Origin of the sequence: Prevotella sp. C561 (assembly GCF_000224595.1) — a bacterium.
Classification (GTDB): Bacteria; Bacteroidota; Bacteroidia; order Bacteroidales; family Bacteroidaceae; genus Prevotella; species Prevotella jejuni.
In genome coordinates this window covers 109551-134575 of sequence record NZ_JH114148.1, presented here as the reverse complement: position 1 = coordinate 134575, position 25025 = coordinate 109551, and the positions used below count along the sequence as shown (strand labels likewise).

Annotated in this window: 14 protein-coding genes and 1 pseudogene; 9 read left to right on the top strand and 6 right to left on the bottom strand. The window is 40.9% G+C overall.

Annotation, left to right across the window (positions count from 1 at the left end; translation table 11 throughout):
* Window positions 1-98: 98 nt before the first annotated feature.
* Together HMPREF0666_RS11025 and HMPREF0666_RS11020 are read left to right on the top strand one after the other, a co-directional pair.
* On the top strand, window positions 99-947 hold the full coding sequence (locus tag HMPREF0666_RS11025) for an SDR family oxidoreductase (RefSeq protein WP_009012428.1): 849 nt from the start codon (window positions 99-101) through the stop codon (window positions 945-947).
* Window positions 944-2455: a class I adenylate-forming enzyme family protein gene (locus HMPREF0666_RS11020; RefSeq protein ID WP_009012427.1), complete on the top strand. Its 1512-nt coding sequence runs from the start codon at window positions 944-946 to the stop codon at window positions 2453-2455. Before HMPREF0666_RS11025 ends, HMPREF0666_RS11020 begins: the two co-directional genes overlap by 4 nt.
* 287 nt (window positions 2456-2742) lie before the next feature.
* Here HMPREF0666_RS11020 and HMPREF0666_RS11015 read toward each other — a convergent pair whose 3' ends face one another.
* Window positions 2743-5766 carry a PEP/pyruvate-binding domain-containing protein gene (locus HMPREF0666_RS11015; RefSeq protein WP_042856304.1) on the bottom strand — a complete coding sequence of 1008 codons (3024 nt, stop codon included), beginning with the start codon at window positions 5764-5766 and terminating at the stop codon, window positions 2743-2745.
* Window positions 5767-6023: 257 nt separating this feature from the next.
* Between HMPREF0666_RS11015 and gdhA the strand changes: the two genes are divergently transcribed.
* Together gdhA and HMPREF0666_RS11005 are read left to right on the top strand one after the other, a co-directional pair.
* Window positions 6024-7361 (top strand): NADP-specific glutamate dehydrogenase, encoded by a 1338-nt coding sequence (gene gdhA / locus HMPREF0666_RS11010; protein ID WP_009012425.1) that lies wholly within the window; start codon window positions 6024-6026, stop codon window positions 7359-7361.
* Between the two features lie 89 nt (window positions 7362-7450).
* Window positions 7451-8245 carry a septal ring lytic transglycosylase RlpA family protein gene (locus HMPREF0666_RS11005; protein ID WP_042856291.1) on the top strand — a complete coding sequence of 265 codons (795 nt, stop codon included), beginning with the start codon at window positions 7451-7453 and terminating at the stop codon, window positions 8243-8245.
* A 400-nt stretch (window positions 8246-8645) separates the two neighbouring features.
* On the opposite strand, the gene HMPREF0666_RS11000 is transcribed toward HMPREF0666_RS11005, so the two are convergent.
* The 3 genes from HMPREF0666_RS11000 to HMPREF0666_RS10990 all read right to left on the bottom strand — a co-directional run bounded on the left by HMPREF0666_RS11000 (window position 8646) and on the right by HMPREF0666_RS10990 (window position 15224).
* On the bottom strand, window positions 8646-9494 hold the full coding sequence (locus tag HMPREF0666_RS11000) for a hypothetical protein (RefSeq protein WP_009012423.1): 849 nt from the start codon (window positions 9492-9494) through the stop codon (window positions 8646-8648).
* Window positions 9495-10350: 856 nt separating this feature from the next.
* The gene (locus tag HMPREF0666_RS10995; protein ID WP_009012422.1) at window positions 10351-11835 is read right to left on the bottom strand and encodes a hypothetical protein; all 1485 of its coding nucleotides are present in this window, start codon (window positions 11833-11835) and stop codon (window positions 10351-10353) included.
* A 413-nt stretch (window positions 11836-12248) separates the two neighbouring features.
* Entirely contained in the window at window positions 12249-15224 is a 2976-nt protein-coding gene (locus tag HMPREF0666_RS10990; protein WP_232214099.1) for a leucine-rich repeat domain-containing protein, read from the bottom strand.
* Window positions 15225-16170: 946 nt separating this feature from the next.
* Here HMPREF0666_RS10990 and HMPREF0666_RS10985 point away from each other — a divergent pair.
* Both HMPREF0666_RS10985 and HMPREF0666_RS10980 read left to right on the top strand, forming a co-directional pair.
* Entirely contained in the window at window positions 16171-19557 is a 3387-nt protein-coding gene (locus HMPREF0666_RS10985; RefSeq protein WP_009012419.1) for a SusC/RagA family TonB-linked outer membrane protein, read from the top strand.
* A 12-nt stretch (window positions 19558-19569) separates the two neighbouring features.
* The gene (locus HMPREF0666_RS10980; protein ID WP_009012418.1) at window positions 19570-21483 is read left to right on the top strand and encodes a SusD/RagB family nutrient-binding outer membrane lipoprotein; all 1914 of its coding nucleotides are present in this window, start codon (window positions 19570-19572) and stop codon (window positions 21481-21483) included.
* Window positions 21484-22294: 811 nt separating this feature from the next.
* On the opposite strand, the pseudogene HMPREF0666_RS16735 reads toward HMPREF0666_RS10980, so the two are convergent.
* Window positions 22295-22478 (bottom strand): annotated as a pseudogene (locus HMPREF0666_RS16735) (PDDEXK nuclease domain-containing protein); the annotation flags it as partial.
* 188 nt (window positions 22479-22666) lie between these two features.
* Here HMPREF0666_RS16735 and HMPREF0666_RS10975 point away from each other — a divergent pair.
* The 3 genes from HMPREF0666_RS10975 (at window position 22667) to HMPREF0666_RS17410 (ending at window position 24465) form a co-directional block, all read left to right on the top strand.
* Complete coding sequence (locus tag HMPREF0666_RS10975; protein ID WP_009012417.1) at window positions 22667-23293, top strand: hypothetical protein; 627 nt, start codon at window positions 22667-22669, stop codon at window positions 23291-23293.
* A 22-nt stretch (window positions 23294-23315) separates the two neighbouring features.
* A complete protein-coding gene (locus HMPREF0666_RS10970; protein ID WP_009012416.1) occupies window positions 23316-23798 on the top strand; it encodes a hypothetical protein in 483 nt (160 codons plus the stop codon).
* A 439-nt stretch (window positions 23799-24237) separates the two neighbouring features.
* Window positions 24238-24465, top strand: coding sequence for a hypothetical protein (locus tag HMPREF0666_RS17410; protein ID WP_157600271.1), 228 nt, complete (start codon window positions 24238-24240; stop codon window positions 24463-24465).
* A gap of 203 nt (window positions 24466-24668) precedes the next feature.
* On the opposite strand, the gene HMPREF0666_RS10960 is transcribed toward HMPREF0666_RS17410, so the two are convergent.
* Window positions 24669-25025, bottom strand: a 357-nt coding sequence (locus HMPREF0666_RS10960) for an IS30 family transposase (RefSeq protein WP_009012414.1), incomplete at its 5' end; no start/stop codon positions are given.

The window sequence follows — 25025 nt, the reverse complement described above, 5'->3', positions numbered from 1 at the left end:
ACACACATGGTGCTCATGCCTAACACATGATGTGCGGAGCATTAAGCACATCGCTATAGGTTATCAAAACAAGCGCGACTAATCGTTAGAAAAGAGTTATGATGACGTCTCTCAGAAAAAAGATAATAGCTATTGGAGGTGCATTGGCTTACCCATCCATAAGTCTAACACCTGATATTACAAGAGAACACTTCTGTAGGAAGTGGGTACTTGTGACAGGTGCATCGCATGGAATAGGGAGAGCATTAACCGAAAAAATAATCAATGCAGGTGCAAATGTCTTTCTCATTGCTCGAAGCGAAGCTGACTTACGCCTCTTATGTGCCAAAGCTAAGCAAATGGGTAGCAGTGCAGACTACTGCGCAATAGACCTAAGAGACAGGGAAAAGTTGGAACAGCTTTGCCAAAAACTAAGGGAAACACTACCACGGTTAGATTACTTCTTTTGCAATGCCGGTAAATCTATCCATCGCAAGATCAATGATGCGCAGGACCGCCTACACGACTATGACCGTACGATGGACCTCAACTATCGTTCCTTGGTTGCGCTATCATTAGCTATCTTACCTGCCTTGAAAGCAAGTAAAGGGAGTATCATCTATTCTTCATCAGTGAGTACACTCTATCCAATGGCACCGGGCTGGTCGGCTTATCATGCCTCCAAAAGTGCAGCAAACACATGGTGTGAGACGGCAGACAGCGAGTTTGCGCCGTTAGGTGTTCACGTGCAGATAGCTTATTTACCCTTGGTTCACACAGCGATGTCAGATGTCAACGAACAATACAAGCACTTACCTGCATACACACCAGCTGATGCAGCCAATATTCTATTGAAACTTGCTATACGGAAGGTCAGGACTTATAAACCTTGGTGGGCAAAGTTTTCTGCCCCAATAGCCTATCTCTTTGCTCCGATTATTCACCTATATTATAAGCGATTGCCATGAGAAGAAAGAATGAAGCTATCCTTTCTATCCTCTATCGCTTACACATAATCTCACCAAAGGGCATATTTGTGTGGGCTAAAAGCCTCATCTATGAAGGCATCAGCCTAATGGCACTGCTCCGTTTTGCGGCTCATTTCTATCCGCATCGTTGTGCTATCACTGACGAGAAACAATCTCTAAGCTATCAAGAACTCTACATCCGTACGCGTCAACTCGCTGAAATTCTTCACACGGAATATCATCTACAACCTAAAATGAGTGTGGCTTTGCTTGGACGTAACAGTCTTATTTTGACTCTCCTGCTGCATGCACTTTCTCGATTAGGCATACGCACTACCTTATTAAGCACCGACTTGGGAACAGAACAGATAACAGCTGATTTGCAGAAGCACCATTACCACCTTATTATATACGATTCAGAGCTCAAACAGATACCTACGGAACTTCCCTGCATAGCTGTTACAACAGAGAGGCTTAATGACATCCTTTTATATAAGAGTTCTCAAGTAAGGGAAAGAAAACTCCCTAAGATCTGGCGAGGGAGAGAAATCGTCATTCACTCTGGAGGAACAAGTGGTAAATTCAAGACCATTGCTCATCGCCCTTCTCTCACCTCTTTTCTCCCTCCACTGTTTGCCTTACTGCGCGACATCAGAATCTATCAATATGAGCGTGTGCTGATATCCCTGCCCTTCTATCATGGTTTTGGACTTTCAACGCTTATCATCTCCTTGCTTATGGGTAAGAAGATATGTCTGCAAAAACGCTTTGATGCGCTCCAGACTTTAGCTATTATCCAGCGAGAAAAGATTGAAGTCATGCCAATTGTTCCTGCTATGCTCGCTCGTTTTTGGCAGATTGAAGGTGCTAAAAAGAAGATGAAGAGCCTGCGCTGTCTAATAAGCGGTGGCGACAGACTGCCTAAAAGCCTCATCGACACGACCCATAAAGAAATAGGAGAGGTAATCTTTAACCTATATGGTACGTCTGAAGCAGGATTCTTTATGCTTGCTAATCCTAAAGAATTAGCTTCTTTCGAAGAGACTACCTTAGGGAAACCTATTCAAGGAGTCGACTGTAAGGTAAAAGACTGTAATCGTCAAGGGATAGGAACACTTTGGGTTCGGTCTCGTTGGGCAATGCGAGGACTGCGAAATCAATGGCAAAACACAGGCGATTTAGTCTCACAGAATAGCGAAGGTTACTTCTTTCATCATGGGAGAGCCGACCGAATGGTGGTCTGTGGAGGTGAGAACGTTCAGCCAGAACACATCGAACAGGTACTTCTCTCCCACCCTATGATTATTGCTGCACGTGCCTTTACCGTTCCTGACCCTAACTTTGGCAATGTCATCCACACGGAAATAGAGTGTACCCCAAAGGCAACTCTAACAGAGGCTACACTCCTCAACTGGCTCCGTCCACAACTGTCACGGGCAGAAATGCCGCATAGCATCCGTTTCAAAACCATTGAAATGCTCTCAACTGGTAAGCAGAAGTTGCATTAAAAATGCTCCGTCTTAACTCCAAATACAAACAGTTCTGAGTTCTTTTCATGATAAAAAGGAATTATTTTCATGAAAGAAAATATTTCTCTTCACGACAATAAATATTTCTTTTCATGAAAATAATTTGAGAAGAAACAAAAGATAAAATCAATATAGGAGGACCAAGAGAGTGGAAAAGATCCTTGCTGTCTCTTTCATACACTAACAATAAAGCCATCATCCACAGTCTATTGCCGTAGATGATGGCTTTACTTTTATAGAATCATACCCTTTCTTAGAGAGGATGTCTACTCCTTTTCCTCTTGAGGAAGCATGATAAGGGCTTCTTGTTTCTTACCATCCATCATAATCTTTAATGGATTTGGGAAACGAACATGGCGTACCCACTGAGTTTCTTCCACAGCTGGAAGGGCATCAAGTACACTGCGCTGATAGAATCCATCTTCCTTATAAGGATTGATAGTAAAGTAGCCTACACCGAAAGAGGTGAGATTTTGGAAGAAATGAGTTCCCTGACTTGGGTCTACACGGTAGTGTTCCAGTCCCTCCTCAACGATGACACGGGCTGCCGAGATATGTGGCCACTTCACAGGAATACCCAACCAAGGGTCGCTTGAACCCCAACGGCCGGGACCAATGAGTACATAGTTCTTATCAGTGTCAAGGAACTTACGATTTATCCGTTCTATCTCATCAGCAATAGTAGGATTGTTAGATGCAGAGAAAGAGCTGTCGGTCTTTACATACACAACATCTTGTACATCGTCTGAAACGCCATGTCCCAAAGAGTTATGACTCCGTAAGAGACATTGATCATCAGGAATAGTCGTGAGATCTTCGTCTAACATCTGTTTAGAATCAACGATTGGACGAATCTGCAGGAGATATAATTCACCCGTTCGGTCATCATTCAGATTAACAGCGAACTCTATCTCCACAGGGCGACGCATAGCCTCAGCACCGTATGTCATTGCCATTTGTAACAACTCTGGTAATGGAAAGACGTTCTGTTGAAGGACACCACAGAAAGAGATAACCTTTCTTCCTCCTTCGTAGAGTCCATCGTAAATAGCATGGTCTTCGGGAGAATAAGTGGAGGTGATATATTGTAGACTGCCATCAGCCTCAGCATCTTTCACACGCAGTTTGAGGATATTAAAGCCGTCATCAACCTTAAAGTCCTCACTGATATGCTTCATGTCGAGCGCATAGAACTGAGTTTGAGTTTCGCGCAAGGCTATTTCCATTTCGCTCATCTGTAAGACTTGATGTGGATGGAACGGACAAACGCGCAGCGTCTGCCCACCATCAACAATATACTTACCTAATCCCAATGCCAAAGAGGCAATACCCTCCTCTGCCTTCTCCTCTCCTATCGGGTAATAGTTGAGAGAACGAAGCACACCAGAGATGTTTGGATAGAAATGATCGCCATGTTCCTTACCCACAACCTGCTGTAAGATGACTGCCATCTTCTCCTGATCAATGACATTACTTGTGGCTGTCATATAAGCTTTGGAGTCACGATAATAAACTGAAGCATAGACGGCTTTAATCGCACAAGCCAACATTCGGAGCATTTCATACTTATCCTCGAGATAAGGAATCATATAGGTAGAATAGATACCAGCAAAGGGTTGATAGTGACTATCCTCTAACAACGAACTTGAACGGACTGCTATTGGTGAGCGAGTAGCCTCAAAGAAGGTAAAGAAGTCGCCTATATACTCATCTGGCAATTGGGCACGAAGGAAGGCTTGGAGTATCTCTTCGTCGCTCGCATCACTCAAGGCTATCTGGTAAAGATTGTTCTGTTCCATAAAGCTATCGAAGACATCCGTACAAAGAACGACTGTCTTCGGTATCTGTACCTTTGCATTGGGGAAGCGATTGAAGTCTGGTCGGAGTTTAATAACGTTATCAAGGAAAGCCAAACCACGTCCCTTACCTCCTAACGAACCGTCTCCAATACGGGCAAAATGGGCATATCGGTCGAATTTTCGTCTATCGAACAAGGCTACAACACCCACGTTGCGCATCCTTCGATAGGCAACAATGGCATCAAAGATAATCTGTCGGTGCATATCTACATCCTGTAGTTTATGCCATGTAATACCTTTTAGGAAGGAAGAAACTGGGAAAATGGCACGTGCAGAGAGCCAACGACTCATGTGATTACGAGAGATATGATAGAGCATAGAGTCACGTGGAATCTTAAAGATATTATCCTGCAACTCTTTCAAGCTTCGAATGCGCATCACCTCCTCACGTGTTTCTGGATTACGGAAGATGAAATCACCGAAGCCCATGTGTTCCTCGAGTAGGTGGCGAAGGTCTACACTCATCTTCTTTGAGTTCTTATCGACAAATCGGAAGCCTTCTGCCTCAGCCTTTTCACGGTTCTCACTCTCCGAACTTTCAATAATCAAAGGGAGATATTCATCTTCTTTCCTTATGGCACGAAGTAGTTTTAAACCTGCCTCTGGGTCTTTCTCCGATACAGGAATGTTCCCTTCTGTCGCAGAAGAACCCTTATCTTCTACATTATTAATAGGGAATCTTACATCAGAGATAACGCCCAAGCAGTTGTCCTTATAACGTTGATAGATATGCCATGCTTCCTCGTAAGTGCGTGCTAAGACAACCTTTGGACGTCCACGCTGGCGCAAAGAGGCATCGTGTCGGGTCAAGGCTTCAGTGGCAAAGTTCTGACTCTGCGTGAGAATATAGCTATATAAGTTAGGTAGAATAGATGAGTAGAAACGGATAGAGTCTTCTACCAGCAATATCATCTGTACACCAACCTCATGGATATCATTATCTATATTCATCTTATCCTCCATCAACTTAATGATAGAAAGAATGAGATTGGTATTCCCCAACCAACAGAACACATAATCAAAGATACTGAGGTCTTCGTTTTGTATACGCTTTGTAATACCATGAGAGAAGGGAGTCAACACCACACAATGGATATCTGGGAACTCTGCCTTTACAGCTCTTGCCACATCAAAAGCATCATTATCAGCATTACCCGGCATACAGACAACAAGGTCAATGTCTACGGTATTGAGCACCTTAGAGGCCTCTTCGGTTGTAGACACCTGTGTAAAGGTTGGCGGATAACGCAGACCTAATTCCATATACTCATTGTAGATCTTCTCTTCCACGCGTCCATCATCCTCCAACATGAAGGCATCGTATGGATTAGCTACAATCAAAACATTGTAGATTCGTCGCATCATCAGATTGACGAAACTAACGTCTTTTAGGTAAAAATTACCCCATTCTGCAGGAATTTGCTCACTCATAATCCAAAACTTAATATTGGACAAAAATACAAAATAAATACAAGTCAACCTATCTTTTCGCAACTTAAATAATATATTTTTTATTACTTTGCATACTGGTTACCATTTTTTGCGACTTAAGTAGCTTCCCAAAAGAAAGAAAAAAATGAAAAATTTTTGATTTTCATTTGGACTTTTGATAGAATTTGGATATATTTGCCGTACCATTCTGAACTGAATGATACTATCTAACATAAACAAATAAAAGTCAATTTACTATGGAAGTCGAAAAAATCATGCAAGCACTGGAGCAGAAGCATCCAGGTGAGTCAGAGTATTTACAGGCCGTACATGAAGTACTCATGTCTGTAAAGGATGTTTACAATCAGCACCCAGAGTTTGAGCGCGCAAGTATTATTGAGCGTATTGTGGAGCCTGAGCGCATCATCACATTCCGTGTGCCTTGGGTTGATGACCAGGGAAAAGTACAGGTAAACATTGGTTACCGCGTACAGTTTAATGGCGCTATCGGCCCATACAAGGGTGGTCTGCGCTTCCACGCATCAGTAAACCTCAGTATCTTGAAGTTCCTCGGTTTCGAGCAGACATTCAAGAATGCACTCACCACATTGCCTATGGGTGGTGGTAAGGGTGGTTCAGACTTCTCTCCACGTGGTAAGAGCGATGCTGAAATCATGCGTTTCTGCCAGGCTTTCATGAACGAGTTGTATCGTCACATCGGTCCTGACGAGGATGTTCCTGCAGGTGATATCGGTGTTGGTGGTCGTGAAATTGGTTACCTCTTCGGTCAGTATCGTAAGCTGACTCACCAGTTCCAAGGTATGCTCACAGGTAAGGGCAGAGAATGGGGTGGCTCTATCCTCCGTCCAGAGGCTACAGGTTATGGTGCACTCTACTTCGTTCACCAGATGATGGAGACTCACGGTCTTGACATCAAGGGTAAGACTGTTGCTATCTCAGGTTTCGGTAACGTTGCATGGGGTGCTGCTAAGAAGGCTACCGAACTTGGTGCAAAGGTTATCACATTGAGTGGTCCTGATGGTTATATCTATGACCCAGAAGGCATTAGCGGTGAGAAGATCGAGTACATGATCGAACTCCGTAACAGTGGTAATGATGTTTGTGAGCCATATGCAGAGAAATATCCTGGTTCACAGTTCTTCAAGGGTCGTAAGCCTTGGGAGCAGAAGGCAGATATCTATTTGCCATGTGCTACTCAGAACGAGCTTAATGGTGAGGATGCCGACAAGATTCTTGCTTACAAGCCATTGTGCGTAGCTGAGGTTTCAAATATGGGTTGTACAGCAGAGGCTGCTGATAAGTTCACTGCAGCGAAGCAGCTCTTCGCTCCTGGCAAGGCTGTTAACGCAGGTGGTGTGGCAACATCAGGTCTCGAAATGTCACAGAACTCTCTCCGTCTCTCATGGAGTCCGGAAGAGGTTGACCAGAAGCTCCATTACATCATGAGTTCTATCCATGAGCAGTGCGTGAAGTATGGTAAGCAAGCTGATGGTTACATCGATTATATTAAGGGCGCTAATATTGCGGGCTTCATGAAGGTAGCGAAGGCTATGCTCGCACAGGGTGTCGTATAATAAAGACCAGTCTTTCTATTCTCTCCCTGCCTTCAAGGTAGGGAGGGAATATATTCTCTTTGAGAAGGCTGGTAATACTTAACAATAAAATGTATAGAACCAAACTTCTCTTGATAGCGTTATTTACGCTATGTAATATCTTTACGCTGACCATTCAAGCACAGTCAGACGGTAAAGCTTCTTATTATAGTAATGGATTGAACGGTCGCCGAATGAGTAATGGCGAACGCTATGATCGTAATGCATTTACTTGTGCACATCGCACGCTTCCCTTTGGCACACGTCTAAAGATTACAAATCCTCGTAACGGAAAGTCGGTTATTGTCCGTGTAACGGACCGTGGCCCTTTTGTTCGTGGTCGTGTGGTTGACTTATCATACGCTGCTGCACGCGAGTTAGGTACGCTTGCCAGCGGTGTAGCCTACGTCAAGGTTGAACTGGTACGTAAAGAGACCGAGATTCCGTACCCTTCTGAGTCGAATGGTACGATTGAGATGCCTGAAGTAGAATATGGTACTGCAGGTATCTGTTATGAGTTTATCCCAGAATGGGAGAAGGTTGAGGAGGATAAACCTAAGGAGATTGAACGTAAAGTGGATACTCACTTGAATAACAAGAGGGTGTCTAATCAGGCGAAGGTTGAGAAAGAATACAATACATCATACAAACAAAAACAGGCTGTTAGTTCTAACAATCAACAGACCTCTAAGGTTAAGCCGACAACAACACCTGTCCGTTCGTCTCAACAAACAGCTAATCGACAGCAAACAACCCAACAGAACAAGACAAACACACAGTCACCAACGTCTAAAAATGGGTCAAGTAGTAGTTGGATGAACTTCTTTAAGCGAGTCAAGGATGGGGTAACAGGCCTCTTTGAATAAGTAATCAATTATCAATATATCAGCTTGTTAGGGATTTAGCATGCCTCATCTCATTGTCAAACAGATTGTTTCTCGTTATTATAAAGTTTTACATTAAGCTACATAAACTTAGGGAAACAAACAAGATAACGACAAGATGTGTTAGCCTCAACACCATCTAATGAATTAAGGAACATCGTAGTCTAATAGCTTATTGCGCTTAAACTATTAGACTCAACATAGAAATAGGGGATGCATCAATTACCAGATGCATCCCCATTCCGTCATTTAAAGTTATCGTTATCAGTAGTTAGTACTTACACAATAATATCTTTATAATCTCTTTCTAATTATATTCTATTAAGCAACAAGCACTTAAAAAGCATCCTTAGCTTTTGTCATCCATGGCTTGTTGACATTTCTATCGACTCGTATTCACACTCATATTTGCAACCTTACAGATACTCTTCTGCCCTTGCAGAATAGTCAATGCAAATTGTGACACGCCATTCTTCAATTTCTTATCACCTCTTATATATATGGTGTAACTAATGGTCTTGCCTGGCTCTATACGTTCTATTGGTCCAGAAGGGTTGACGATAACATTCGCATTCCCTGTAGTCTCCATGACCGAAGGGCGCAAATTGTTAATAACACTTTCGCCATGATTTGTTACGTCAAACACTATCTTTCCTGCTTCATTGCGTGACAACAGTCCATCATGGTTCTCATCTTCAAAACGAACGTTTGACAACTCAATCCTTGGAGCATTTTGATAAGTAGCCGCCAGCCTGTCTACACTAATCTCCTTAGGAGTTGTCTTATTTGGCTGAGCAAGATTACTATTGTTCGTTACATCGCTATCTTGGAAATTATAGATACGATCGTCGCCTGAGTTAGTATTATCAAAACCACTACTATCTACGCCGTTTGGCTGAATATAATCATCCGTCTGATTATTATAATCATATCCCGTACGGTCTCTCCTCTCACGTGCCTTGCGTTGTTGCACCTTCTCATAGTGGTCGTGTACATCCTCTCTCTGACGCTGGTCTGCCTTCTGACCCATCTTAGCACCAATGATAGCACCACCAGCCATACCGACTATTGTACCAATATCCGAACCTCTTGCTCCACCAGTAATACCACCGATAGCACCTCCAAGAATACTCCCTAATGAACCTCCGGACATTGCACCCGACCCAGCGTAAGTACCACAACTACTTAGCACTACTGCTGCGGATAGAGAAAGAATGAAACCCTTCGTCATAACTTATAATCTTTTAACGTTAGCAAAATTAGCTACATTTTTTCACACTTACAAAGATATTTCCCTACTCGATGGAGGGAAAACCCTATAACACACTTTTCGTATCTCAGAACTCATGATTATAAGCAATCCAAAACGCCTCTGTCAACCTTTTTTACCTCCGCTAAGAATCTACTTTTATCACCTCTCCTAAGCTCAAGTTTACCAACGAGACACTCCTATAAGGACATTAAGAAAGAGAATGTAAAAGTCATACATGCAGAAAGGAATGTAGGGGTATATCGGTAAGCACTCCCCTTTTCTATTCGAAAAGGAGGCGGAGAGAAGACAATAGAGACCATGAGAAGAATTCCCTCTATTATCTTTTTGTCATCATTTTTCGCTCTACTACAATCCAACACATGCTCTTCAAGCTTTAAGAAGACGCCTTTCTATATTCAAGAACATGCCCCTCTTGCACGTTGAAGACGCCCCTCTTAGAGCAAGAAAGGCGTCTTCTTCAATACTAAACGTAACACACTGATTACTTGAAAGTTGAAAACCTAAATAAAGAGGATATTGCAACCTTACATTTAGAGTCTTTTACTCGGTACTATGTAAAGGTTTTTCATAACATTGTTAACACCTTCGCTGTATGCGGTAATTACCAAGAACATCTCATAAGCATCCAAAAGATATAAAAAGATGTATTTATCTTCTAAGAGACTAAGAAGGATATTTGCACACAGGGTGAGCACAAACACATGTAGCCCCACCTCCACTTCTTGTTTAAATACAGAGTGAAACTATCACAGAAATACCCCTACGAGAGAGCTTGTAAACTTAGCAGACATCCCTTTCCAGCCTCATGCTTCAACTACAAAAGTGTTATAGTATCATTCGAACTGTCTGAAGTATTCTCTTTTATAGGGATGTACAACAACTGATTGTCAAAGGCGACATAACGTTTATCACCCCATGTAATAATACCAACAGCATCATCTAAGGTGCAACTCCTCAATTCCTCATGTTTAGAGACCGACACTCTATACTCTTTCCCAGCCTCATCTCTAACAGAAATGTATGTCGGCGTAATTGCTTCTAAGCCAAGATAGAAAGTATAAGAATAGGCCTCAAAATCGTTTATAAGGTCTGTTCCTTCTTCCGTTGGAGGTATCCATCCTTCTTTTGCACGCCTCAACTGCATCGGCTGAAACCATGACACATCCATCATAAACGAGTCGAACGACATCAACAAAGGGTCATCCTCGTCGCTGAATGAGAAATATAAATAGGTAACATCATCCTTTGACAGTAGATCGTTATTAAGCCACTGCGCTACAGAGCGGGGATGTTGCACACAGGCATAGTCCTCACCATTACTGTGAAAAGTGACCGTGAATTGTTGCTGATGTAGCGTTTTATCCTCGTCGTCTTTGTGAAAATAATGAGTGAAAGCATACCCCGTTGCTGTCTCTTCAACTTCCCAATAGTCTGCATGATGTTCATTATGATGTTTGCCCAACCAATATCCGTCAAGATTAGGGTAGACTTGATTCCACTGTTCACGGCGACCAGTCTCCGCAAGTTGCTCTGTACTAACAAGAACAGACAGATTACTAAGTACGTCTATCGTGAGCTTTATCAATCGAATACGGGTCAGCTTCTCCTCTACATCCTTCAAAGCTTTATGGAAGAAGGCCATTCGAGGTGTCTGTACAAAGAGTATATTCCGATGACAAACACCCGAAAAGAAACGATAGACACGCTCATATTGTGTTCGCATCTCCGCCACATTACCTTGTCGTGTCTCGACAGACTGAGGCAGAGCACCAAGCATTATCAAGAGGAAAATAGCCAGACAATAAACGTCTTTTGCCTTCAACTGCTGGAGAATTTCTCGTTTGCAACCCTGTTGCTGTTCGTCAATCTCATCATCGAAGATACATACATTGACTATCTGTTCACACCACGCAGTCTGATTGTTCACTTTATCTCCGCCTGTCAAGTACGCTTTATACTTCTCTATCAGCTTGGCAACTTGACTATAAGCATCCAACAGCCACTCAATAGAAACACCCATTTCGTCATACCATTCACGTGCCAACTCATGAAAGATGGCCCTACGAAGGAACGCATCTTTCCCACCAACACGACCAAAAGAGTTGTTGCCTCCACCCGACTTTCCTATATGTTGCCACAATTCCTCACCACTATTATAGAGCAACCGGAGCTTAAACAGAGTGTTCAACTTCTCTTTCATCTCCTCATCATCCCTGTCTATGGCTACCGACCTGCCTGATGACTCGACAGTTGTATGTTCTAAATTAAGGGCCTCATCACCTTTATTCTTATCTTTCATACTATTCTTTGTAAGTCACTTCCTTCTTCTATCCGCTACTTTTCTTATATGTCTACCTCCCCTCCATGTGGAGAATAACAACTGGGTTTACGCACTTCAAGAAGAAAACAGACTCTTCCTTTCTTCATATATTACTAATCGCAGCACTAAAGCCACTCTCCTGCAAAAATACAAATTAAATCCTTTGCACCTCTCACGAAGATACATTTATTTTGCAGACTGAGTCAAATACTCTAAAGAAATATGAACGACACGACACTAACCGTAACTATCTGTATTATGCAAAACTATAGCACTACCCTACTCACAACGTCCTATATAATAAGAAAGAACAATCCCGAAAGTCTATAAAAACCTTCGGGACTGATAAATCCAACCTTTCCGCTTTCTCATGCGGACAAGTTTGATTCATTCTATTCAACTGCTACAACTTTTGAATAGCCCTTCGTTTTAATGATATAGACACCTGATGGTAGACTAACCGTCTTGCTCTCTCTCACCATACCAGAATACATCAATTTGCCATTTAATGTATAGATACCCAGGTGTATAGGTGACGTTGTCATAAAACTTAGATAATTCTTGCCCCCAGATACTTTGAGAGTATCATTAGAAGGAGTGTCAATCCGATCCGAAACTGTAAAGATTCCTCCAATAGTCACAGAAGAAGTAACCTTAAAATTAGGCGAATCAACATCTTCATCGTTCAGTATTAATGTTTCAAGTTTATATCCAGACGCAGGTATTGCTTTAATGACAAGATCTGTATTCTTAGCCACCTTTGTACCCGTCAGAACCTCAACACCATCCGCTGTAAACACCTTTAATGTTCCATAGTCAGGCTTCTGTATGGTGATATATGCCATGTTACAACCAGTTCCATCGCCCTCATAATCGATCGTCCAACCCTTCAACTTAGCTATAAACGACTCCGCGTGCTCAGCATCATTATACTCTCCGTCTTTTTCACCACGAACGAAAAGCGTGTTACCTCGTGGCGTCTTTCCACTCTGAAGCGTTGGATAACGTGAAAGACTATAATAAAGATCATTTAGAGTACATGCATCCCATCTATTACCACCTACGTTCAGATAGGTCAACCGCTCATGTCCCGTAAGATCAAGACCTTCTAATCTATTGCCATCAACAGTGAGGGTAACAAGTTGAGGGTTACTCTTCACGTCTAAAGTAGTGACTGAATTATTAGAGAGCTGCAATGTCCTCAATGCAGGGTTCTTGCTAACATCAAGAGCAGTAATCTTATTATTTGAAACATAAAGTTCTACAAGTTCCGTCATATCCCTTACGTCAACTGTCTCTATCTCATTGCTACTTATATTCAAATAAACAAGCTTCTTGTTATGACTTAAATCTAAGCTTTCCAGCCAATTATTCTTTACATCAAGATAAGCTAAATCGACAGCACCAGTAACATCTATATTATCAACTTGATTACCATAAGCACGTAAATTGATAAGTTTGCTGTTCTTGCTAACATCTAAGGAACTAAGGTCTGAATAAGAACAATCAAGAGACTCAAGATCAGTTAGTTTAGAAACATCTATGGACGTAATTGAATTCATATACGTAGAAAGAGAACGCAAATGAACATTATGACTTAGGTCGACAGCAGTTATCTTATTATCAACACCCACACCGGGATAACTTGAGAAATCAGCTCCTGTAACAGCACCATATATCGTTACAGTCGCACCAGACGTTTGTCCCTCTACCGTTGTTGGAGTCGATTTAACCTTCACTTTTACAAGTTCGCCATCTCCCCAGTCAATTGAAACATCTTTTTCCTCACCACTTACTGAAAGGAAATACTGTTGGTCTACACCTTTAGGAACTGTTAGTTTGATATAATCATCATCACCAGAAACACTAAAAACAGGCTTTATAACTGCTGCTTCTGAAACGACAAAGACACTATCAGCAATCAATTTTCCATTCACCTCAACGCCAACAAACTTTGCACCAGTAGGTGCTGTAACATCTATCTTAATTGGGAAACCAGGCAGAACTTTCCCTTTAATAGGCTCGTAAGTTGCAAAATACCCATCATCAGGAATTTGACTTAGTGTATAACTACCTCCATTTTCGGCCGCTTGCATCGTTATAGTGACAGAATCCATAGAAGCAGTAGCATCACCATGAACATCCAATTTATAGGAATTGTCGGCATCATCATCTAAAATCCCAGTATTAGCATGTTCGTAGTTAGACCCTGATAGGAAAACATTTGTACGGTAAGAAGTACCTGTATGTGACGGCATTGCTTTGAACGTGAAGTTAAGTGACTGAGGAGTAGTATTCTTACAGTCACGCATATCAAGGTGATTAAGTCGGTTAGTACCGATAGCACCATGCATATCAAGGAATTGTACTCCAGTATTCCGCACGCTCACACTACGTAAAAAGCGTTGGTGGGATAAATCAATACGTTGTATCTTCGTATTATCAATATTAATTGTATAAAGATTTGCAAGGTTAGACACATTTAAACGAGACAACTTTGAATCACTGAGTTCAAGCGTTGTTACATTCTTGTTACCACTTAAGTCAAGCTTTGCAATGTCGGTATTAGACGCATCAAGCATAATAAGCTCTGGGTTATTAATAAGGTTTAGCTCAGTAATCTTTGTTCCTTTTATAAGGAGCTTCTCAAGTTTCGCTTGTTGCGTAACATCAATAGATGTTACTCCAACATTCCCTGTGATATCAACATCACGTAACTCTGGATAATTATTACCCAGTTCTAATTCTAACAAACTACCGTTCGCAAGATTAAGATAACGGAGGTTAGGAAGACTAACAGGATAAAAGTGTGTAATATCTCCATCTGATAAATCAATATTTGTTAGCTCTGTACTGCCATTAGGAAATAAGACAGTAGCCAACAATTCATTATGATTGGCTGTAAAATTAGTCATTTTCTTAAAGGCACGCAGGTCTAAACGTGTAATCTTATTATAACTAAGGTCAAGTGTAACAAGGTTTGGCGCACCAGACAAATCAATACCCTCGTAGGTCAATTCGTTCTTCTTAGCTTCTATCTGTTTTAAGTTAGGTTGATCCTTAATAGCAAGATATGTTGCCTTTGCTTCAGACACCTCAACGGCCGAAAAGTCACCATAGACAACGATTGTGTCCTTTAGTAGCTTCCCTGTCACCTTCTTATTATTACTCCAACCATCTAACGTAGCCTCTTGTTTATTACCATCTCCCCAGTCAACAAACACTTTGCTGGCATCATTGGTTCGAGTAACACGGAACACAAAGTCCTGCCCTACGGGCGTAGATGTTGCAATCCTCATTTCACCATTTGTTTGTGCGAACGTCACTAAAGACACAAACAAAGAAAACATCAGTAAAAATTTCTTCATAAGCTGTAATGTCTAAGCACTTTATAAGAAAGGTTTATAAAACAACAGAACATAGAAATTAACCATAATTCTGTCTACTAAAACGTAAAGAACATCGTGGCAGTGCTATTAAACCACAACATAAATCACACTTTAGATTGCAAATATAAGTAAAATAAACGTAAGCCGCAATATATTGCAACATTAACTATCATTATTTATTACATATCACATAATAAACGTCAAATGTAAGTCCTCAACAAATACTTAGCTTTTAACATTAACGAATGAAGAAACATGTACTATACAATATCACCTAAAACAACTGATAAACCGAAAGTTTTAGGTAACAAAGTCTATTGTAGCATGGTAGAAGATGAGGGAATTGTAAGGAACAACTGATTGTAAGTAGCTGATTAGCCCATCATCTCTACTTCGTAACAAATAATCATCTTAGTCATCTTAACCAAAGGACAACTCTTTCCTACCCACTCTCTTGTCTACTTATCTACTTGCGAGCACCTCATTTTCTCGCCTTTACATATTTACAAAAATTAATCGCCATTTTTATTGCTTAATATATTTATTTTATTTATATTTGCTCACATAATAAAAACTATACAAATAACCGTTAAGCAACACTTTATGTGTCGTAAAACATACTAACACTAACCTACAATCGAAATTACAATATCTACAATACTTAAAAACCATCTTTAGAGTATCAATCTGTTTACTCAAAGATATCAGAAGTTATTAATAAGAACCTATAACTAAACAAATAAAAGTTTCTCTCAATAAGAGTTACAAGAGCGATAAATTCATTGCGGTAATAGCTGCTACACATAGCTAATAGTCAAAACAACAAAACGTAACACAAAGAGCTGATACCGAATGAAAGTAAAATAGAGACATATATAAAACCTAAACAATAAATTTTACATATTAATCTTTAACTATAAGCAAAATGAACAACAAGCAGAACAAAGCGCAAGCCTTATGGCGAATCTGTATGATGGCACTGATATGGATGTTCGCTACTGAGCTTTATGCGCAAAATGTCACGGTTAGTGGCATTGTGAAAGACCCAACGGGCGAGCCTGTAATCGGTGCTTCGGTAACGGTGAAAGGTACAAATATGGGTACTGTGACTAATATCGACGGGCAATACACCCTACAATGCCCCACAAAAGGCACATTAGTATTCTCATACTTGGGAATGAAGCCTAAAAATGTAGATATTAATGGTCGACAACAGATAAACGTTGCCCTTGAAGAAGAAGCCACTGCGCTTAATGATGTGGTGGTTACGGCATTGGGAATTAAACGACAAACAAAAGCATTGGGTTATGCTGTCACCGAGCTGAAAAGCGATGAACTGGAACGAGCCAACACGGTTTCTCCTGTCACAGCATTGCAAGGTAAGGTGGCTGGTGTAGAAATCAGCCAGTCAGACGGTGGAATGTTTGGTTCTACTAAAATTCAAATAAGAGGTGCATCTACTCTTAATGCCAACAACCAACCTATCTTTGTAGTAGACGGTGTGATATTAGATAATGCTACAAGCCAATCAGGGGACGCTGACTGGAATAGCAATATCAACGACTACGGTAACCAACTAAAGAACCTTAACCCCGACGACTTTGAGAGTGTGAGCGTACTAAAGGGTGCTGCAGCAACAGCATTGTATGGTTCACGTGGTTTGAATGGTGCTGTCGTAATTACCACTAAAAGTGGGAAAGCAGGCAAAGGTGTTACTGTAAAGGTTTCGCAAACTATAGGATTAGAAACAGTCTATCGTTCTCCAGATCTACAAAACACCTATATGATTGGAGCTTTCCCTGGTGCTGTAGATTACGGAGACGAATACACTGCCACGGGCAACCTTTGGAGCGATAACATGACATCGTTCGCTCGTAACTCTAAAGGTGAATACTCGCTCATCGAACAATATGGGAACTATGCTTGGGGACCTGATATCTCATGGGCTGAGGGTAAACAGTTTGAACAGTACGATGGAACAATGGGAACGGCGAAGATGTTCCCAAACAACTATAAAGATGCTTACGACACAGGCTTTAATACCAATACGAATGTATCATTGCAAGGTGGTAATGATCGTACACAATTCTACGCTTCAGCATCTTATAAATACAATAAGGGTACTACACCACGCAACACCTTTAACCGTCTGTCGTTCTTAGGAAAAGCTTCACAAAAGATTGGGAACATCGTGACAGTAGATTTCAGCATGAACTTTACACAGTCACAGCCCCGTAATGCACCATTAAACATTGGAGAATACTTTGCTAATAGTACGTTCCCACGCGAATACGATGTTAATCGTTATCGTAACCTTTACAAAGGGGAACATGGTGGACTTGCCAGCGAAAGATATGGCGATCTCTATCGTGCTGTACCTGGAAAGGAGCTGTGGTGGAGTATCTTTGAAAACGATTACAAACAAACAGAAACAATGTTCCGCCCTGTGCTTAACATCAATATTCAAGCACTGCCTTGGCTACAGCTTTCAACTGGTGGTTCGCTCAACTATTATGCCATCGATGGCGAGCTAAAAGCCCCTGGTAGTGGTTATGCCAACGAAGGTGGTTCTTATGCTCTCTCTCACACGCACACTACACAAGAGAACTTGTACCTTGCAGCTAACCTAAACTATCAAATTAATAAAGACTGGGAAGTACATGGGTTCTTACGCGAGGAATATTTTAACCAATATGCACAGTATAATAGTGAGAGTACGAACGGTGGACTTATTGTGCCCAACCAATTCTTTATCAAGAATTCAAAGCAACAAGCCAGCTTTAATGCATATAAGTTCAACACCAAACGTATCGTTTCTACCATCTTTATGATTGGAACAAGCTGGAAGAATCAACTATTCCTGGACATAACGGGACGTAACGACTGGTCGTCAGCTTTGGTTTACAGCTACGGAACAGGTAATTTCTCTTATTTCTATCCTTCAGTTTCTGGCTCATGGATTATCACTGAAACCCTTAAAGACAAACTTCCTAAATGGGTTAGCTTTGCAAAAGTACGCGGTTCATGGGCGCAGGTGGGAAACGACACGTCACCTTATTATATTAATTCTGGCTATTCTGTGGCAACATATCAACGTGGCGACAAGAAGATTTATGGAATGACTATCCCTGAGAATATGAAGAGTACCAACTTAAAACCTGAACGTAAGAATGCTTGGGAAGTGGGACTTGACTGGCGTTTCCTTGACAGTAGGATTGGGGTAGACCTCACCTATTATAAGGAGAACACTCGAAACCAAATTATGACTATCAATGTACCTTGGGAATCGGGCGTAAAAGAAAAGCTAATCAACGCAGGTAACATACAAAACTCAGGTATAGAAATAGCACTCAATACTACTCCTATAAAGAAAAAACAATGGCAATGGGACCTAAATTTCACTTACACTCGCAACCGCAATAAGATTGTGGAACTTAGTCCTGATGTAACCTCTTACATTAATCTGGATGGTGCAGCAAACTATGGTAACTACCGCATAGCATCTGTTGCCAAAGTAGGTTCCGACTATGGTATGCTAATGTCTGACTCTTGGATTAAGACCGACGAAAAGACTGGCAAACCAGTTGTGGGCTACACAAATAAATTCCGAACAGTGTATTATAAGCGCGGAGGTACTGTGAAAGAAGTTGGATCGATGTTGCCTAACTTCCTTGGATCACTAAACTCTACCCTGAGATGGAAAGACCTTAGTCTCTATGTGCTCTTCGACGCACGCTTTGGAGGATACGTTGCTTCGTATAACTCACGTTATGCAACTGCATACGGATTCTCTGGAGAGACCGAGAAATACCGTAAAGGAATGACTTGGACCAGCAAATACGCTAATGCGCAAGATAAGGTATTTACTGATGGCTTCATTCCAGATGTTGTTTTCGATGCTGGAACTATTGTTACAACACCAGGAGGGACTAACCAAGACGTTAGTGGAATGACCTATCAGGAGGCTTATGAAAAAGGTTATGTAGAACCAGCACACCTGCAAAGTGCTGCATACTTTAAGAATAGTTGGGGAACAGGCGTTATTAATGATGACTGGTTTAAGAAAATCAACTACATCGCTCTGCGAGAAATAACTCTCTCATACAACGTTCCGACCAAAATTAGCAGCTATATCGGTGCAAAGAACTTATCCCTTAGTTTCACCGGACGTAACTTGGCATACCTACTGAACACTGCGCCAAATCACGAGAATCCTGAATCGGTACGTGGAACAGGAGCTGCGCAGTTCCGTATGCGATCATTTATGCCTTACACAGCAAGCTATCTCTTCACATTAAACGCTACATTCTAAATGTTTTCCATTATGAAACAGAATATTATAAAATTCAAGTCGCTCGCCTTTGGTATATGTGCCGCAAGCATGGTACTGACAACAGGATGTAGCGAAAGCGAATACGCAAAAATAAATACTGACCCATCGACTATCGCCGAAGGAAATCCTGTGTTCTTGTTTACTCAGGAACAGGTGCAATACCAACCCTTCGATTACCTGCTGTGGTATTATGATGGGGCTTACACGTCAAAAATAGTTCAAGCATATTCACCGTCAAGTAGTTTTAACGACTTGTATAACAAGTTGGCCGAACTGGGCGGTGTGGGTTCTCAGCTCATTTATGTTAAACGATATGAGAACGATATTAAAGCTACTATCGATAAGATGCCAGCCAACAAGGCTGCTCAATACTCGCACCTTTCGGCCATGGCAAACGCTCTAACAGTTTACATGGGACTGTTCGATACCGACCTCTTTGGCTCAAGGCCTTACTCTGAAGCTGCACAAGCCAAGTATGGGGGCACATTAACTCCTAACTACGAATCGCAAGAGAGTCTATTCGACCAATGGCTGACCGAGCTGAACACCGACCTGGATAAGCTGAAGTCAACGACAACGCAGATAAGTTTAGGAGACAATGACTTAGCCTACGGGGGAGATACTAAGAAATGGGTGAAATTTGTAAACGGCATAAAACTTAAAATTGCGGTAAGACTTCTTCACCAAAACAAAGCTAAGGCCTTAAAAATAGCCGAGGAAGTGGGTGCTGACGATGCAAACGTGATGCAATCTATTACAGACGACTATGTATATAACAAAGGTACGGGTGGAGATGGCGGTAACAACACCTATGGAAGTGATAATAGTGTGAACTTAGGTGTTAGTAGTAAAAACGTTATCGACTTCATGAAGCGTAACAAAGATCCACGTATGCTGGTGATGTTTACCAAAAACGATTTCAACTCTGAGGTAGTACAAGCATTCTTTGATGCACAAGCAAGAGGGGATAACAACTGTGCTATTCCTAAATATATTTTAGACCAGGTGAACTATACCACAGATGCTTCTGGCAAGAAACATTTCGACAGTTGGAAAGGTGATGGGGAACCATGGGTGCGCTATCAGGGATTACCTATCGGTATGGCTATATCTGAAAAGACAGAATACACTGGCGTCAACAATTATTTTGTAACAACCAGATGGAAGGTAACTGACGGAGAAAAAACAAAAACCTACTCACCGCTATCGTACTTTAACGAGGAATTAGTGCGTGGCCGCGTTGACTTCACTTTCCCAACAGCTCCAAAAGGCAAGGTGGTACAAGACACTGAAGATAACCCACTTTACGAGATGACCCTTTCCACAGCTGAAATGAACCTCTATCTGGCTGAGTTTAAATTACTGGGTGCTAACTTGCCACATACTGCAGCCGAATACTTTAAACTTGGCGTTGAGGCTTCAGCAAAAGCTTATAACCGCTTAGCGATACTGAACAAAATACCTTATTATGATAAGGCACATTGTAACGACAAGTTAGACGAGCCTGTTACCTACGGCGATGCAGCTATTGCCACGATGATGGCTAATTCTGACTACCAACTAACAGGTAATGTTCCAAGCGACTTGGAGAAGGTTTACATCCAATTGTATCTACACTTCTTCTATCAACCTCTTGAGCAGTTTGTAACAGTGCGCCGCTCTGGTGTTCCTAAAGTTGGTAGTTCGCTCATTCCTTGGGTTACAATGAAACCCAACACCGAGTTGCCTCGCCGATTCTATATCGCTCAACCCGACCCAGCTGATAAGATGCGTACTATTATCGAGACGGCAATGACACAACAAGGCTTCACCTTTACCGATGGACAAAGACCTGAACTGCTTAACTCGGAAAGGGTGTGGTACGACAAGGGGGCACCAAACTTTGGTGAAGGTCCTAACTACTAATAGGGAGACCTGTAGAATAAAGAGGCATCAATAAATACTGTGAAGAAGCAAGTGGGCAAAAACGCCCATAAACTTGCACTAATCTGCCTCAAAGTCGTTTTTCGTTAGATTATTGAAAGAGGGTGTGTCAATTATGAACACACCCTCCTTCTTCATGAATTAAAAGAATCACAAGAGGTTTTACATCTCTTTTTGTCATATAAGCCATAAATTGTGGTTCTTCCGTTAAATGTGTGGACGCTTTTCGTAGTGCTTTAACGTAAGAGCCAAAGTTACTCATTAAACAAAAATATAGCTGAGACAGTCAACTATCTATCCTATTTTCATCCTCTTTCATTGAAAATCTTTATATTTTAAGACTTCGAAAATCTGCAGACAAGGTTTGAAAAATCATTACATAATTTCAAGGAAAACACCTATAACTAACGGCAAAAATACACACATGAAGCGAGTTTGCAATCAACAGAGTATCAATTAGTTACCAAGTGTAAAGTAAAAGATGCCTAATTGGTGTTCAAAAGGGCGTTAGTAAGGGTCTTAAAGAGTATCTTTTGCAAGCCAAAAGGGCGTCTTTTAGAAGCCAAAAGAGCATGTGTTGGATTTGAGCTGTACAAAAATAGTTTACAAACATGATTTAATAAGGGAATAAGCAGATTATAGATGACAGATTGGCATCACACCTAATTACATCTATCATATAGTTTACCCCCCTTATAAAACAATCTTATTGGCGGTAAGCTTACCATGTATGTATATTAATCTCATTCTATTAACGATCTACGCATTTAACGGAAGAACCTAAATTGTTCTACCCTATATATTCGGCTTTGAATGATGTGACTTTAAGTTCGATAACATTGTATGGATGTCGTTGGGTGTAAAGGATGACATCGGCATAGAAATCAGAAGCACCAACCTCAAAATACTTCTGTTAGGCAACAAAAGTAAAAACCACTGTCCTTTCCCAGAAGATATTTAGTGATATGAGAAACTAATTACCGCTCTAAGAGAAGAAAAAACATCGATATTTCAGCACATCAAGAGGTAAAACGCCCCTTCTTTTCTTCATATATTACTAATCACAGCACTAATGTCATTCTCCTAATAAAATACAAATAAAATCCTTTGTACCTCTCACGAAGATACATTTATTTTGCAGACAAAAACAAAGACCTAATAAATTATGAACAAAACAACATTTATCTTAATTACTGGCATTACGTTGCTCTGCAGCACTACCTTACTCACAACTACCAGTTGTTCTCCTAAGACTCCTGAAGAGATACGGCAAGATAGTATCGAAGCATTCTATGCTACACCTGAAGGTGAGGCAGCTACTACTGTTGAGAAATATTACGAAACATTAAAAACAGAAGGACTTTCTGAAGCTGCATCAAAGTTCTGTACTGGGAAACTGGCAAAACAATTAGAGTCCATGGCAGCACTTCTCAATATGGCGAATGGCGGTAGTGGTTATGATAGGTCAGACATGGGTTTCGAGTCCGTAAAAGCTGCTACACTAACCAACTATCAAGATGTAGCAATGGTTGTACTTAAGAACAAAAAGGGAATCTTCACCGCAACGCTAATCCTACAAGAAGATGGGTGGCGGATTTTCTCCATAGAGCCTAATGATATGACTGGTTTTAAGAATATGATATTTCAAGACAAATTATCTGATAGCTATGACGTCTACCCTACTGACGGAGAAGACCCTGACGGTGGTGCTTCTGCTGCTCGACAGTTAGAAGAGGATATGAACCAAGACTTCAACGATACATACGATAATACCGATTCATACTCAGAATAAAAATTTCAAAATATACAGAGACATGACAACAGAAAAACTCATCAAAGCAATTAAAGATTACGAGAGGCATGCACTTCCCATAAGTAAGAATGTTTTTACTGGTGACAACATCACAGCTGAACTTATCGAGAAACATTGCAACCGCTATGGTATTAACTGTCAAGGAGAGCAACCGATACTCATTGTCAATGACTCTATCGTGGGTTCATTTGGCGGATATGGCTGGACAGGGCTGATGATTACTGACAAAACATTATATTATAAGTGCACTAAAGATTCCTTTCTCAGTGGATTAGTCGCCTTAAGTTCCAAGGGTATCATCCCTTTAGAGCAAGTTCACACTATAGCTATAGGCCACCATGATACATGCTTCGGCACAGCCTACGTTGGCCATCAACTTGTTATTAACAATGAAGTGATGGGGCTACTGCGTATGGGTGGGAGCATAGAATATGATGAAAAAGCTATCAGCCAACTGACACATATCTTCAAAGCTACAAGATAAGTGTGTCCCACTCTGACCTTCGTTAATAAAAGAGTCGATGAGTAAATATCCTTATCAAATATAGCATATTTAGTTTTGGGTTATAATCCCCTTCTTGACGATAGGTTGCTCACATCCATACTATATATAATAATGTGTTTCGTCTTCAATAGCATGTGGTACTAAATCATAACACCACACGCGTTGAACATTAACACAAAGATAAAAGAAAAAGATTCATTACAATCATTATGTTATACGGAGTAATAGGTCAGTAACAAACCTATATGAGAAAGGCTTGCCAAACAGTTTTATTTATAAACACAATTCTCAACCTATCAGGAAGAATATTACCAAAGCTTGGTAAGACTATTCTTATCCTTTAGGCTAACGAGTACCAAAGAGAATCAAAACTCAGAATATTCACCCCTTCATTATCACACTTATGATCAGAGGTTATATGAATTTCAGATGCGACAACTGCAACAACACTTTCCGTGCATTAAATATTGAGTATGGAGCAACTGCTATGTCAATTCCAATGCCCTGTCCAAATTGCAACAGCCGTCACACTTATCCTCCTAACTGGCGTATTCTCGGCTTTTATCCTTTCGGCAACAACCGTGAGGTTTATAAAAGATTCTGGGAAAGGATGGACAAAGAAGAAAGCAAGTGTGAAAGCAAATAAGCTTACATGTGATCGGTATTCCTTTGGCAAAACAACAAGCCAAGTTTCTGTAGGATTAGGTTTTTCGAGCAGAGATATCGTAATCATATACTTAAGCAGGATATTAGCATACCCTTTCTTTGTGTTTTCTTTACTTTATTTCATTATTATTTTGCCATTTCCAATAAATTCCCTACACGTGAATTCAACAAGCAAGTGCAAATTTACTTAATTAGTTCGTAAAAGCAGTCCTGTGGTGTTTTAAAATCTAATTTCTTTCTTGGCCTCATGTTAATTTTCTTTGAATACTTAGTTATTTGTTGCTGGCTGATATGCTCAAAGGTTTCTTTTTTTGGCACGTATTGCCTAATTAGTCCGTTAGCATTTTCTATAGCGCCTTTCTGCCATGAAGCGTATGGGTCAGCAAAATATATGGTAACACCAAGGCTTTTGGCTATCATTTCATGACAAGCGAATTCTGTACCATTGTCAGTTGTAATAGACTTGATATGGTCTTTGAAAGGAGATAGTAAGTGTATTACAGTTCGTGCCAGTTCTTTGGCATTTTTCCCCTTCTTTAG